The organism is Piscinibacter sp. XHJ-5, from assembly GCF_029855045.1.
In the GTDB taxonomy this organism is placed as follows: domain Bacteria; phylum Pseudomonadota; class Gammaproteobacteria; order Burkholderiales; family Burkholderiaceae_C; genus Albitalea.
In genome coordinates this window covers 1,279,190-1,291,208 of the sequence record NZ_CP123228.1, presented here as the reverse complement: position 1 = coordinate 1,291,208, position 12,019 = coordinate 1,279,190, and the positions used below count along the sequence as shown (strand labels likewise).

At 69.7% G+C, this 12,019-nt stretch carries 11 protein-coding genes; all 11 read left to right on the top strand.

The window, feature by feature from the left end:
- The first annotated feature begins 9 nt into the window (after window positions 1-9).
- The 11 genes from pseB to P7V53_RS06090 are packed head-to-tail and all read left to right on the top strand — an operon-like array spanning window position 10 to window position 12,008.
- Complete coding sequence (gene pseB, locus P7V53_RS06140) at window positions 10-1,011, top strand: UDP-N-acetylglucosamine 4,6-dehydratase (inverting) (protein WP_280154595.1); 1,002 nt, start codon at window positions 10-12, stop codon at window positions 1,009-1,011.
- Entirely contained in the window at window positions 1,008-2,177 is a 1,170-nt protein-coding gene (pseC, locus tag P7V53_RS06135) for a UDP-4-amino-4,6-dideoxy-N-acetyl-beta-L-altrosamine transaminase (protein WP_280154594.1), read from the top strand. The genes pseB and pseC overlap by 4 nt, the downstream gene beginning before the upstream one ends.
- Window positions 2,174-3,841 (top strand): aldo/keto reductase, encoded by a 1,668-nt coding sequence (locus tag P7V53_RS06130; RefSeq protein WP_280154593.1) that lies wholly within the window; start codon window positions 2,174-2,176, stop codon window positions 3,839-3,841. The genes pseC and P7V53_RS06130 overlap by 4 nt, the downstream gene beginning before the upstream one ends.
- Window positions 3,838-4,653 carry an SDR family oxidoreductase gene (locus tag P7V53_RS06125; RefSeq protein WP_280154592.1) on the top strand — a complete coding sequence of 272 codons (816 nt, stop codon included), beginning with the start codon at window positions 3,838-3,840 and terminating at the stop codon, window positions 4,651-4,653. Before P7V53_RS06130 ends, P7V53_RS06125 begins: the two co-directional genes overlap by 4 nt.
- Window positions 4,647-6,173, top strand: a complete 1,527-nt coding sequence (gene pseG / locus P7V53_RS06120; protein WP_280154591.1) for a UDP-2,4-diacetamido-2,4,6-trideoxy-beta-L-altropyranose hydrolase — start codon at window positions 4,647-4,649, stop codon at window positions 6,171-6,173. Before P7V53_RS06125 ends, pseG begins: the two co-directional genes overlap by 7 nt.
- Window positions 6,166-6,867, top strand: a complete 702-nt coding sequence (locus tag P7V53_RS06115; RefSeq protein WP_280154590.1) for a hypothetical protein — start codon at window positions 6,166-6,168, stop codon at window positions 6,865-6,867. Before pseG ends, P7V53_RS06115 begins: the two co-directional genes overlap by 8 nt.
- A complete protein-coding gene (locus P7V53_RS06110) occupies window positions 6,864-7,550 on the top strand; it encodes a PIG-L family deacetylase (RefSeq protein ID WP_280154589.1) in 687 nt (228 codons plus the stop codon). Before P7V53_RS06115 ends, P7V53_RS06110 begins: the two co-directional genes overlap by 4 nt.
- A 24-nt stretch (window positions 7,551-7,574) precedes the next feature.
- The gene (pseI, locus tag P7V53_RS06105; RefSeq protein ID WP_280154588.1) at window positions 7,575-8,639 is read left to right on the top strand and encodes a pseudaminic acid synthase; all 1,065 of its coding nucleotides are present in this window, start codon (window positions 7,575-7,577) and stop codon (window positions 8,637-8,639) included.
- Window positions 8,636-10,264 (top strand): hypothetical protein, encoded by a 1,629-nt coding sequence (locus P7V53_RS06100; protein WP_280154587.1) that lies wholly within the window; start codon window positions 8,636-8,638, stop codon window positions 10,262-10,264. Before pseI ends, P7V53_RS06100 begins: the two co-directional genes overlap by 4 nt.
- Window positions 10,261-11,289 (top strand): phytanoyl-CoA dioxygenase family protein, encoded by a 1,029-nt coding sequence (locus tag P7V53_RS06095; RefSeq protein WP_280154586.1) that lies wholly within the window; start codon window positions 10,261-10,263, stop codon window positions 11,287-11,289. The genes P7V53_RS06100 and P7V53_RS06095 overlap by 4 nt, the downstream gene beginning before the upstream one ends.
- 26 nt (window positions 11,290-11,315) lie before the next feature.
- Window positions 11,316-12,008: a methyltransferase domain-containing protein gene (locus P7V53_RS06090; RefSeq protein ID WP_280154585.1), complete on the top strand. Its 693-nt coding sequence runs from the start codon at window positions 11,316-11,318 to the stop codon at window positions 12,006-12,008.
- Window positions 12,009-12,019: the final 11 nt, after the last annotated feature.

Below are 12,019 nucleotides of genomic sequence, written 5' to 3'. Positions count from 1 at the left end.
GAAAACAGCATGTTCAACGGCAAGTCCATCCTCATCACCGGCGGCACCGGCTCGTTCGGCAAGAAGTACGTCCAGACCCTGCTGCGCGACTACCAGCCGCGCCGCATCATCGTGTACTCGCGCGACGAGCTGAAGCAGTACGAGATGCAGCAGGAGTACAGCCACCCTGCGATGCGCTACTTCATCGGCGACGTGCGCGATCGCCAGCGGCTGACGCAGGCCATGCGCGGCGTCGACTACGTCATCCACGCCGCCGCGCTCAAGCAGGTCCCTGCCGCCGAATACAACCCGATGGAGTGCATCAAGACCAACATCCACGGCGCGGAGAACGTCATCGCGGCGTCCATCGAGGCGGGCGTGAACAAGGTCATCGCGTTGTCGACGGACAAGGCCGCCAATCCGATCAACCTGTACGGCGCCACCAAGCTGGCATCCGACAAGCTGTTCGTGGCCGCGAACAACGTCGTGGGCAAGGACGGACCCTCGTTTGCCGTCGTGCGCTACGGCAACGTCGTCGGCTCACGCGGCTCGGTGGTGCCCTTCTTCGCCAAGCTGATCGCCGAGCGGGCGCACGAGCTGCCGATCACGCACGAAAGCATGACGCGCTTCTGGATCAGCCTGCAGCAAGGCGTCGACTTCGTGCTTCGCAACTTCACGCGCATGTGGGGCGGCGAGATCTTCGTGCCGAAGATCCCTTCGATCCGCATCACCGACCTGGCGCGCGCCATGGCGCCCGACATGCCGATCCGCGTGATCGGCATCCGGCCCGGCGAGAAGCTGCACGAGATCATGTGCCCGTCCGACGACTCGCATCTCACGCTGGAGTTCGCCGACCACTACGTGCTTCGTCCCACGATCAAGTTCCACCACGCCGACATCGACTACACGGCCAACGCGGCCGGCGAGACGGGGCGCCCGGTGCCGGCCGGGTTCGAATACAACTCGGGCAGCAACCCGCACTTCCTGAGCGTGGGCGAGATCGTGCGGTTCAACGGCGAGGCCATGGAATGATTCCCTACGGCCGGCAGCACATCTCCGACGAGGATGTCGAGGCGGTCGTCGCCGTCCTGCGCTCCGACTTCCTGACGCAGGGCCCGGCCGTGCCGGCGTTCGAGCGCGCGGTCGCCGGATACGCCCAGGCGCAGCACGCGGTCGCCGTCAACAGCGCCACCTCGGCGCTGCACATCGCCTGCATGGCCCTGGAGCTGGGACCCGGCGACCTGCTGTGGACGTCGCCGAACACCTTTCTCGCCTCGGCCAACTGTGCGCGCTACTGCGGGGCCGACGTCGACTTCGTCGACATCGATCCGCGCACGTACAACCTGTGCCCGGCCGCACTGGCGCACAAGCTCGAAGCCGCCGAGCGCGCCGGCCGCCTGCCCAAGGTCGTCGTGGCGGTGCACTTCGCCGGCCAGTCCTGCGACATGCAGGCCATAGGCACGCTGGCGCGCCGCTACGGCTTCCGGGTCATCGAGGATGCGTCGCACGCGGTCGGGGGCAGCTACCTCGGGTTGCCGGTGGGCGGCTGCCGCTTTTCCGACATCACGGTGTTCAGCTTCCATCCGGTGAAGATCGTCACCACGGCCGAAGGCGGCATGGCGCTCACCAACGATCCCGCGCTCGCCCGCTCGATGCAGCTGTACCGCAGCCACGGCATGACACGCGACGCCGCCCTGATGCAGGGCGACAGCGAAGGGCCGTGGTACTACCAGCAGGTCGCGCTCGGCTACAACTATCGGCTGACCGACCTGCAGGCCGTGCTGGGCACCAGCCAGATGCGCCGCATCGACGAATTCGTCGCACGCCGTCACGCGATCGCCGAGCGCTACGACCGCCTGCTGAAGGAACTGCCGCTCGTCCTGCCCTTCCGGTCGCCGGACGCACGTTCGGCGCTCCACCTGTATCCCGTCGTGCTGCGCGACAGCACCGATCGCAAGCGTGTCTTCGAGGAACTGCGTGCTGCCGGCATTGCGGTGAACGTGCACTACATCCCGGTGCACCTGCAGCCCGACTATCGTCGCTTCGGATTCCAGCGGGGCGACTTTCCGAACGCCGAAGCCTATTACGCGGGCGCCATCAGCCTGCCGATCTACTTCGACCTGACCGACGAGCTGCAGGACCGCGTCGTCGCGGCACTGCAGCGCATCGTCGGGGCCGCCCGACTGTCGTCCCCATGACCCTCGCGCCTGCGGTCCTCGTCGTGATCCAGTCGAGGCTGGCGTCGAGCCGTTTGCCGGCCAAGGCCCTGCTGCCGCTGGGCGGGAAGTCGAGCGCGGTGCTGTGCGCGCAGCGGGCGGCGAACACCGGGCTGCCGGTCGTCGTCGCGACTTCCGACCGGCCGGCCGACGACGCGCTTGCCGCCGAGCTCGAGCGCGCCGGGATCGTGTGCGTGCGCGGCCCGCACGACGATGTGCTGCAACGCTTCGTCCAGGCCACGCAGGCGCTGCCTTCACAGGCGAGGGTCGTGCGGCTGACGGCCGACAACGTCTTTCCGGACGGCGCCTTCGTGCAGACGCTGCTCGACGATTTCGAGCAGCGCGGACTCGACTATGTGGCCACCGGCTCCCCGCAGGACGGCCTGCCCTACGGCATGAGCGCCGAGGTGTTCACCACGGCGTCGCTGCGCCGTGCCGCGCGCGAAGCGGCAACGGCCGCCGACCGCGAGCACGTCACGCCGTGGATCCGCCGCCACGCGTCGTGCGGCCTGCACGTGGTGGCCGATGCCCCTGCCCATTGGTCCCGGCTTCGCTGCACGCTCGACAGCTTCGCCGACTACGAACGGCTGCTGCCGGTGTTCGAGGGCCTCGGCGATGCCGTGCGGTCGCCGTGGCGTTCGCTGGTCGAGCGTCTGGCCGATGCGAACGAGCTGCAGCGCACGCCGCGCGTGCCGTACCGCTGCGACGCAGGCGGGCGCGTCCACAGTGCGCTCACGCTGGGCACCGTGCAGCTGGGGCTGCCGTACGGCATCGCCAACCCCCAGGGCCTGCCGTCCGAGCAGGAGTGCGCCGACGTGCTGCGTCTGGCCGCCGAAGCGGGCATCACGGCGTTGGACACGGCCCGTGCCTACGGCGTGGCCGAAGCGCGCATCGGGCGGGCGCTGCAGGCGGGACTGCGCGACCGGGTCCGGGTGGTGACCAAGCTCGACGTGCTCGACAAGCAGCTGCCACCCGATGCCGGCGCGGCGTCGGTTCGCTGTGCCGTCGATGCCAGCGTGTTCGCATCCGCTCATGCGCTGCAGACCCGCTGCATCGACACCCTGCTGCTGCACCGGTGGTCGCATCGACACGCCTTCGCCGAGGCCGCCTGGCATCGCCTGCTGGAGCTGAAGCGCAAGGGTGTCGTCGCGCATCTGGGCGCGAGCGTGTCCGACGTGCCCCAGGCGCTGGCCGCCCTGGGCGATCCGGACATCGAGCACCTGCAGTGCCCGGTGAACCTGCTCGACGCGCGGTGGCGCGACGGCGAGCTGCTGGCCGCCTTGCGAGCGCGGCCGGACGTCGTGGTCCATGCGCGCAGCGTCCTCTTGCAGGGCCTGCTCACGCTGCCGGCGCAGCGCTGGGTCCGCGTGCCGGGCGTCGACGCCGAGCAGCTGTGCAAGATCCTCGACCACTGGGTCGCGACGCTCGACCGCATCGATCGCACCGACCTCTGCATGGCCTACGTGCGCGGCCTGCCATGGGTCACCAGCGTGGTGGTCGGCATGGAGAACCTGCAGCAGCTGCGGTCCAACCTCGCCCATGCGCAGCGGCCGGCACTGTCCCCCGACGACATCCAGCGCATCGATGCCAGCCTGCCGCCGCTTCCGGTGGCCCTGCTCGACCCGGCGCAATGGGAGCCGGCATGACGACGGACACCGCTCTCCAACGCTTCCGACTCGACGGCCGCCGCATCCTGGTGACCGGCGCCAGCGGCCACCTCGGCACGCCGATCGTGCAGGCGATCGCCGCCGCCGGCGGCATCGCCGTGCTCGCGGGACGCACGCCAGGCAGGCTCGAAGCATCGGCGCAGGCGCTGCGAGCGCTGGGCGGCAGCTGCGAAACCCTGGCCTTCGATGTCGGCGCACCACAGGAATGCCGAGACGCCATCGCTGCGCTGTGCGCCGGCAACGACCGCCTGGCCGGCATCGTCAACTGCGCCTACGGCGGGCAGGCGGCAACGGTAGAGACCGCCACCGACGCCGACTTCGACCTGGCCTGCAGGCAGAACCTGGCCGGGCCCTTCGCGCTGATCCAGGCCGCGCTGCCGATGCTCAGGCGCACGGCCCGCGAGGTCGCGGGCGGCGCCTCGATCGTCAACATCGCATCGATGTACGGGCACGTCAGCCCCGATCCGCGCATCTACGGCACCTCCGGGAAGAACAACCCTCCCTTCTACGGCGCCGCGAAAGCCGGCCTGCTTCAGCTCACCCGGTATCTGGCCGCTCACCTCGGTCCCGACGGCATCCGCGTGAACAGCATCAGCCCGGGTCCGTTCCCGCCGCCGGCCATTGCGCAGTCCGCGCCCGAGTTCCACGCGCAGCTGTGCGCGAAGACACCGCTGGGACGCATCGGCGATGCTCGCGAGCTGGCCGGCCCGGCGCTGTTCCTGCTGTCCGATGCCGCCTCGTACGTCACCGGCGCCGACCTTGCCGTGGATGGAGGCTGGACCGCATGGTAGGAACGCTCCCCCGCCGCGTCGCCTTCCGGGTGGACGGCGGCACCGTCATCGGATCGGGCCATGTCGTGCGCTGTCTCGCACTGGCCCACGAGCTTCGCGCGCTCGGCCGGGAGGTGCACTTCATCTGCCGTCCGCACGACGGCCATCTCGGCGCGGCCATCGAGGCGAAGGGCTTTCGCCTGCACCTGCTGCCCGCGGGCGACGCCAGCGTCGCGGCGCCTGAGGCGCGCTGGCTCGGCGCCGACTGGCGCCAGGATGCCGACGAGACGGCGCGCGTGCTCGGAGGCGTTCGACCCGAATGGCTGGTCGTCGATCACTACGGCATTGACGAGCGCTGGGAGACCGTCCAGGCGCCGCATGCCGCGCGCCTGCTGGTCATCGACGACCTCGCGAACCGGCCGCACCGGGCCGAGTGGCTGGTCGACCAGAACCTCCAGCCTCGGCCCGACCGGTATCGCGACCGTGTCCCGGCGGGCTGCCGCCTGCTGCTGGGACCGCGGCACGCGCTGCTGCGCAAGGCCTTTCGCGAGCAGGCCTCCCGCCTGCCCGCCCGTGACGGCGCGGTGCGGCGCATGCTGGCGTGCGTCGGCGGCGCCGACCCGCAAGGCGTGCTGCCGCGAATCCTCGACGCCTGGCAGGCCTTGGGTCCCGAACGACCCGCCCTCGACATCGCGGTGGGAGCTCACAGCCCGAAGCTGGCGCTGCTGCGCGCGCGCTGCAGCGCGCTGCCGGGCTGCACACTGCACGTCGACAGCGAGGACATCGCCTCGCTGATGGCAGAAGCGGACCTGCTCGTCTGCGCCGCGGGGACCATCAACTGGGAACGCTGCTGCCTGGCGCTGCCCGCGGTGATGACGGAGATCGCAGCCAACCAGCGCGACAACCTGCGCCTGCTCGCGCGCCAGCGCACCGGCGTGTCCATCGGCCGCGCCGAAGCGCTCGCCGCCGCCGACCTGGCTGCGTTGCTGCAGCGCCTCCTGGCGCGTCCCTCCCTGCTGAAGCGCATGGGGCAGCGCTGCGCCCGCCTGGTCGACGGCCTCGGCGCGTTTCGCGTCGCCGCTGCGATGAGCGCGGACGACGTGGCGCTGCGTCCGGCACGCGAGTCGGACGGCGAAGCGGCATGGGCCTGGCGCAATGCCGAGTCGACGCGTCGCTACTTCACCGATCCGCGCCCGCTCCCGCTGGCGCGGCACCTCGACTGGTGGCATGCCGCCGTCGCCGACCCGCGGCGATCGCTGCTGATCGCGCATCTCGGCGCGACGGGGATCGGCGTGGTGCGCCTCGACCACGAGGACGATGCCGCGACGGTGTCGATCTACCTGGATCCGGCCCTGACCGGCCTCGGGCTGGGCGCGCCCCTGCTCGATGCCGCGCGTCGATGGACTGCCGAGCGCTGCACCGGCCCGCGGCGCCTGCGCGCCGTGATCGACCCCCGCAACCACGCGTCGCGGCGCGCCTTCGCGGCGGCCGGCTTCCACGAAGAGGGTGCGCATTGGGTACGGGAGGCACGAGATGACTGATCGCCGCGTCATCGTCATCGCCACCCCGCATGCGCGCTACGACGGGCTCGAGCGGCAGCTGCGCGCCGTGCCCCGGCTCGAGGTCGTGCGCCTGCGGCAGAAGTCCGAGCTCTCGGCGCAGGCCTTGAGCGCCATCGCTCCCCAGTACGTGTTCCTGCCGCACTGGTCCTGGATCATTCCCGCCGAGGTCCACGAGCGCTTCGAGTGCGTCGTGTTCCACATGACCGACCTGCCTTTCGGCCGCGGCGGCAGCCCCCTGCAGAACCTGATCGTGCGGGGCATCGAGACGACTCAGCTCAGTGCGCTGCGCTGCACGCGCGAGCTCGATGCGGGACCGATCTACCTGAAGAAGCCGCTGTCGCTCAACGGTGCGGCCGAGGAGATCTTCCTGCGCGCGGCTCGCCTCATGAAGGACATGATCCTGGAGATCGTCGAGCAATCCATCCGCCCGGTGGATCAGCAGGGCGAGCCGGTCATCTTTCGCCGACGCCGTCCCGAGGACGGCGACCTGTCCGGCCTGGCGCGGCTGGAGCAGGTGCACGACCACATCCGCATGCTCGACGCCGACGGCTATCCGCCCGCCTTCCTGCAGGTCGGCGACCTGCGCCTCGAGTTCCGCCGCTCGCGGCTGTCCCACGACGGCGTCGACGCCGACGTTCGCATCACGCTCTCGCCGCGCAAGGAGACGCCATGAAGACCGCTCTGGTGCTGGCTGCCCATCCCGACGACGAGGTGCTCGGCTGCGGCGGAACCATCGCACGCATGGCCGACCAAGGCTGGCAGGTCCACATCCTGATCCTCGCCGAGGGCGCGACGAGCCGCTCCGTGGCGCGTGACCGCTCGGCGCGGACCGAGGAGCTGTCCGCCCTCGAAACGTCGGCCCGACGTGCGGCCTCCATCCTCGGCGCCGCATCGGTTCAGCTGGAGGCCTTCGCCGACAACCGCATGGACGGGGTCGAGCTGCTCGACGTCGTCAAGCGCATCGAGGACGAGATGGCCCGCGTGCAGCCATCACGGGTGCTCACCCATCACCTGGGCGACGTCAATGTCGACCACGGCATCGTCCATCAGGCGGCCGTCGCCGCCTGCCGACCCCTGCCCGGCAGCTGCGTGCGCGAGCTGCTGTTCTTCGAGGTGGCCTCGAGCACCGAATGGCGGCCGGCGTCCTCGATGGCGCCGTTCCGGCCGAACCTGTTCGTCGACATCGGCTCGACGCTGCAGCGCAAGCTCGATGCGCTGCAGGCCTACGCCAGCGAGATGCGGCCGTTCCCGCACGCCCGTTCCGTGCAGGCACTCGAGCACCTGGCCCGCTGGCGCGGCGCCACCGCCGGCTGCGAGGCAGCCGAGGCGTTCGAGATCGGCCGCCGCATCGAATGACCCGTTGACCCACAGAGTGAGACCATGTTTCGCATCGCCCACAGAGAGATCGGCCCTGCGGCCGCGCCCTTCGTCATCGCCGAGATGTCGGGCAACCACAACCAGTCGCTGGAACGCGCCCTGGCCATCGTCGAGGCGGCCGCCGCCAGCGGCGCGCACGGGCTGAAGATCCAGACCTACACGCCGGACACGATGACGCTCGACCTCGACGAGGGCGAGTTCTTCATCTCCGACAAGAACAGCCTGTGGAAGGGCACCAGCCTGTACAAGCTGTACGCCGAGGCGTACACGCCATGGGAATGGCACGAGCCGATCTTCGCCCACGCGCGCAAGCTCGGCATGATTCCGTTCAGCACGCCGTTCGATGCCAGCGCCGTCGACTTCCTCGAGACGCTCGACGTGCCCTGCTACAAGATCGCCTCGTTCGAGAACACCGATCTGCCGCTGATCCGGCGCGTGGCGGCGACCGGCAAGCCGATGATCATTTCCACCGGCATGGCGACGCTCGCAGAGCTCGACGAGACGGTGCGCGCCGCGCGCGAGGCAGGTTGCCGCGATCTGGTGCTGCTCAAGTGCACCAGCACCTATCCCGCCACGCCGAAGAACACCAACATCCTGACGATTCCTCACCTGCGCCAGCTGTTCGGTTGCGAGGTCGGCCTGTCCGACCACACCATGGGCGTCGGCGTGTCGGTCGCCAGCGTCGCGCTCGGCGCCACCGTGATCGAGAAGCACTTCACCCTGCGGCGCGCCGACGGCGGCGTCGACTCCACCTTCTCGCTGGAGCCGCAGGAGATGGAAAGCCTGGTGGTCGAGACCGAGCGGGCCTGGCAGGCGCTGGGGCAGGTCTTCTACGGCGCGACAGCGGCGGAGGAGGCGTCCAAGGTGTTCCGCCGCACGCTCTACATCGTTCGCGACATGAAGGCAGGCGAGGTGCTGGACGCCCGGTCGCTGCGCGCCATCCGGCCCGGCAAGGGACTGCCGCCGAAGTACCTCGAGCGGGCGCTGGGCGCGCGGGTCGTTCGCGACGTGGCCCGCGGGACTCCGCTGTCGTGGGACCTGCTCGTCGATCAGGTGGAGCCGCGGTGAAGCTCGCAGCATCGGTTCGCGCGCTGTTCCACCGCCTGCCCGACGATCCCCGGGCACGCGGGCTGCATGCGCGGCTGCTGCCGCTGCGGCCGACACGCCCGGCGCGCGGCGACGCCGGCATCGTCGTGCAGTGCGTCGAGGATCCGTTCTACCTCGGCCTGTTCACGCGCCTTTGCCACGCGCTTCGCGCGCGCGCCGAGCCGGCCATCGACCTGTACGTCCCGCGCTCGGTCAATGCCCGCGTGGGCGCCGGCTGGAAGACGATGCTGATGCGCTCCTTCCCGCTCGGCCGCCTGGTCGCGAATCAGTGGGTGCGGCTGTACGACGTGGTCACCGACCGCGTGGGCTACCGGAGCACGTCGCTGCGACACCCCCTCGGCGACGCGATCGACGCGTGGCGAAGCTGGCGGATCTGGAAAGCTGCGCGATCGGTGGCGCAGCTCGAGGCGCTGCAGGTCGACGGCGTGACATGCGGCGACCTCGTGCTCGACACGTATTTGCGCTTCAGGCCCTCGCCGCGCATCCGCCTGGACGATCCCTTCCTGTTCTACCTGCTGTGGCAGGCCCATCGCGACGTGCGGCGTGCCCGCCGCTACTTCGGTTCGGTGCGTCCTCGGCTGTACCTCGCGTCCTACACCACCTATGTGCAGCACGGCATCGCCGCACGCGTCGCGCTGCAGGAGGGCACACGCGTGGTGTGCTTCGGCAACTTCCAGCAGTTCGGCAAGGAGCTGAGCCTGGACGACACCTTCCACACCCGCGACGCCGTCCGCTATCGGCGGGATTTCGACGCCGTGCCGAACCGCGACGCGCTGATGGAGGAAGCCCGTCGGCAGCTGGAGCTGCGCCTGTCCGGAGGCATCGACAGCGCCACGTTCTACATGGCGTCGTCGGCCTACCGCACGACGACCGCGGAGGTCCCCGACGCGAGCGGCGCGGTGGTCGTCTTCCTGCACGACTTCTACGACAGCCCGCACATCTACGCCGACCTGGTGTTCCCCGACTTCTGGGAATGGACCTGCTGCACCATCGAGACGCTGCGCGCGGCATCGATCAAGTTCCTGGTCAAGCCGCACCCGAACCAGATCGCACTGAGCGACAGCGTGATCGGCGAGCTGAAGCAACGCTTTCCCGACATGCAGCTCATCCCGTCCGGCGTGACGAACCGGCAGCTGGTCGACGCCGGCATGGCGTGCGCGGTCACCGTCTACGGAACCATCGCCCACGAGATGGCGTACCTCGGCGTGCCGTCGATTGCCTGCGCGCGTCATCCTCATGTGGCATTCGACTTCTGCCGCACGGCCACCGACCGGGACGGGTACGTGAAGCTGCTGCGCCAGGCGCTGCAGCTGTCCGGCGATCCGAAGGTGCTGCGCGAGCAGGCGCTGCAGTTCTACGTGATGCACAACCTCAACCTGCCGCGTGAGCAGATCGCCCTGCGCGACGCGATGCTCGCCGCCTGGCGCGAGAGCCACGACACCGAGGCGAGCGCCGATGCGATCGCCCAGGCCTTCGAGCGTCTCGCCGCCCTCCCGGGCTTCGATTCGTTCGTCCAGGGCCTCCTCGGGGCGCCTTCCGGGGCCGCCGCATTGCCGGGCAGCGAACCGACCTGGAGCACCCCATGAAAGCGTTGCGCACCTTCGTCAGGTCGCTGGTGAACCTGGCGCGCTTCCCCCTCGCGCTGCTGCGCTACCGGCGCACGGGGGCGACCGATCCCTGGGCCCACCAGGCGCTGATCCAGCTGTTCTGCGCCACCGGCGGACGCTTCAACGACTTCCTGAGCGCGGCGATCCGGCTTCGCTCGCGCCCGCTCGAGCTCGCGAACCCGGTCGGCGTGCTCGGTGACCTGCGCGGCGACGCCATGCGAGGCCGCCTCGGCGAGCTGCGCGAGCGCGGCTACGCGACGTTTCGCGCGGCGCTGCCGCCCGACATGTGCGAGCGGCTGATGAAGTTCGCGCTGGAGACGCCGGCGCAAGTGCGCCGCATGGATCACGAGCCCCTCGGGCAGGCGCCGCGCATGGCGCTGTTCGACCCGCAGCGTCCGCTCGCCGTGCGGTACGACTATCCCCCCGAGGCCCTGCTGGACAACGCCGATGTGCAGGCGCTGCTGTCCGATCCGTCGCTGCTGGCGCTCGCCCAGGCCTATCTGGGGACCCGCCCGCGCGCGGACGTGTTGTCGATGTGGTGGCACACCGCCTTTCATGCGCAACCGGACAGCGAGGCGGCGCAGTTCTACCACTTCGATCTCGACCGCATCAAGTGGCTGAAGATCTTCATCTACCTCACCGACGTGGGTCCGCAGGACGGACCGCACTCGTTCATCGAGGGATCGCACCGCACGGGCGGAATACCGCCGAGCATGCTGCGCCGCGGCTACGTGCGCCTTTCGGACGAGGAGGTGCTCGGCCACTACGGCCAGGCGCGGCAGGTCGAGTTCGCCGCGCCGCGCGGCACCGTCATCGTCGAGGACACCCGCGGCCTGCACAAGGGCAAGGCGGTTTCCGGCCACTCGCGGCTGATCCTGCAGCTGCAGTTCAGCAATTCGCTGTTCGGCGCGATCTACCCGAAGGCCGTCCTCAAGCGCGTCTCGCATCCCGGCCTCGCGCAGCTGATGCAGCACTCCAAGGACGTGTACGCGCAGTACCTGTGATCACGACAACCCCAGCCAAGCAAGACATGACCGCTGCCCAAGGCCGACTGGCAAAGCTCTACTACGAGATCCTGAAGATCGACGTCGTGCGCAACTACTACTGCTGGATGCGCTACCGCTTCCTGAAGGGCAGGACGCGCATGGCCGCCTCGCAGACCAGCGGCGTCGGCGCGCACACGATCGACCACAACCTGATGGCGCTGGACACCCGCGCCGGCTTCGGCATGGCGAACCGGATGTCGCTGCTGCTGTACCCCACGGCCGCGGCCCTGCGCAACCGGCGCGACGCGCGCGTGCTGATCGTCGGACCGCGCACCGAGGACGACATCTACTGGGCCAAGTCGCTCGGAATGCGCAACGTGCGCGGACTCGACCTGTTCTCGTACAGCGACATGATCGATGTCGGCGACATGCACAAGACCGAATACCCGGCCGCGCACTTCGATGCCGTGATCCTCGGCTGGGTGGTGAGCTACAGCAGCGAGCCCGAGCGCCTCATCGCCGAGTGCAAGCGCATCGTCAAGCCGGGCGGCTACATCGGCTTCGGCATCGAGTCCAACCCGGAGCATCGGCGCACGGGCCAGTACAAGCCGCCGCGCGTGAACGGGCTCAATTCGGGCAAGGACATCGCCTCGCTCGTCGGACTTCCGATCATGTTCATCCACGACCCCGAGCTCGACGTGCCGACCGACAACGCGGTGATCTTCCAGGCCGCCTGAGACAGCGACTG

What these genes read in the sequence shown, in the direction of transcription:
- pseB (WP_280154595.1), top strand. Translation starts at nt 10, where the DNA reads ATGTTCAACGGCAAGTCCATCCTCATCACCGGCGGCACCGGCTCGTTC.
- pseC (WP_280154594.1), top strand. Translation starts at nt 1,008, where the DNA reads ATGATTCCCTACGGCCGGCAGCACATCTCCGACGAGGATGTCGAGGCG.
- P7V53_RS06130 (WP_280154593.1), top strand. Translation starts at nt 2,174, where the DNA reads ATGACCCTCGCGCCTGCGGTCCTCGTCGTGATCCAGTCGAGGCTGGCG.
- P7V53_RS06125 (WP_280154592.1), top strand. Translation starts at nt 3,838, where the DNA reads ATGACGACGGACACCGCTCTCCAACGCTTCCGACTCGACGGCCGCCGC.
- pseG (WP_280154591.1), top strand. Translation starts at nt 4,647, where the DNA reads ATGGTAGGAACGCTCCCCCGCCGCGTCGCCTTCCGGGTGGACGGCGGC.
- P7V53_RS06115 (WP_280154590.1), top strand. Translation starts at nt 6,166, where the DNA reads ATGACTGATCGCCGCGTCATCGTCATCGCCACCCCGCATGCGCGCTAC.
- P7V53_RS06110 (WP_280154589.1), top strand. Translation starts at nt 6,864, where the DNA reads ATGAAGACCGCTCTGGTGCTGGCTGCCCATCCCGACGACGAGGTGCTC.
- pseI (WP_280154588.1), top strand. Translation starts at nt 7,575, where the DNA reads ATGTTTCGCATCGCCCACAGAGAGATCGGCCCTGCGGCCGCGCCCTTC.
- P7V53_RS06095 (WP_280154586.1), top strand. Translation starts at nt 10,261, where the DNA reads ATGAAAGCGTTGCGCACCTTCGTCAGGTCGCTGGTGAACCTGGCGCGC.
- P7V53_RS06090 (WP_280154585.1), top strand. Translation starts at nt 11,316, where the DNA reads ATGACCGCTGCCCAAGGCCGACTGGCAAAGCTCTACTACGAGATCCTG.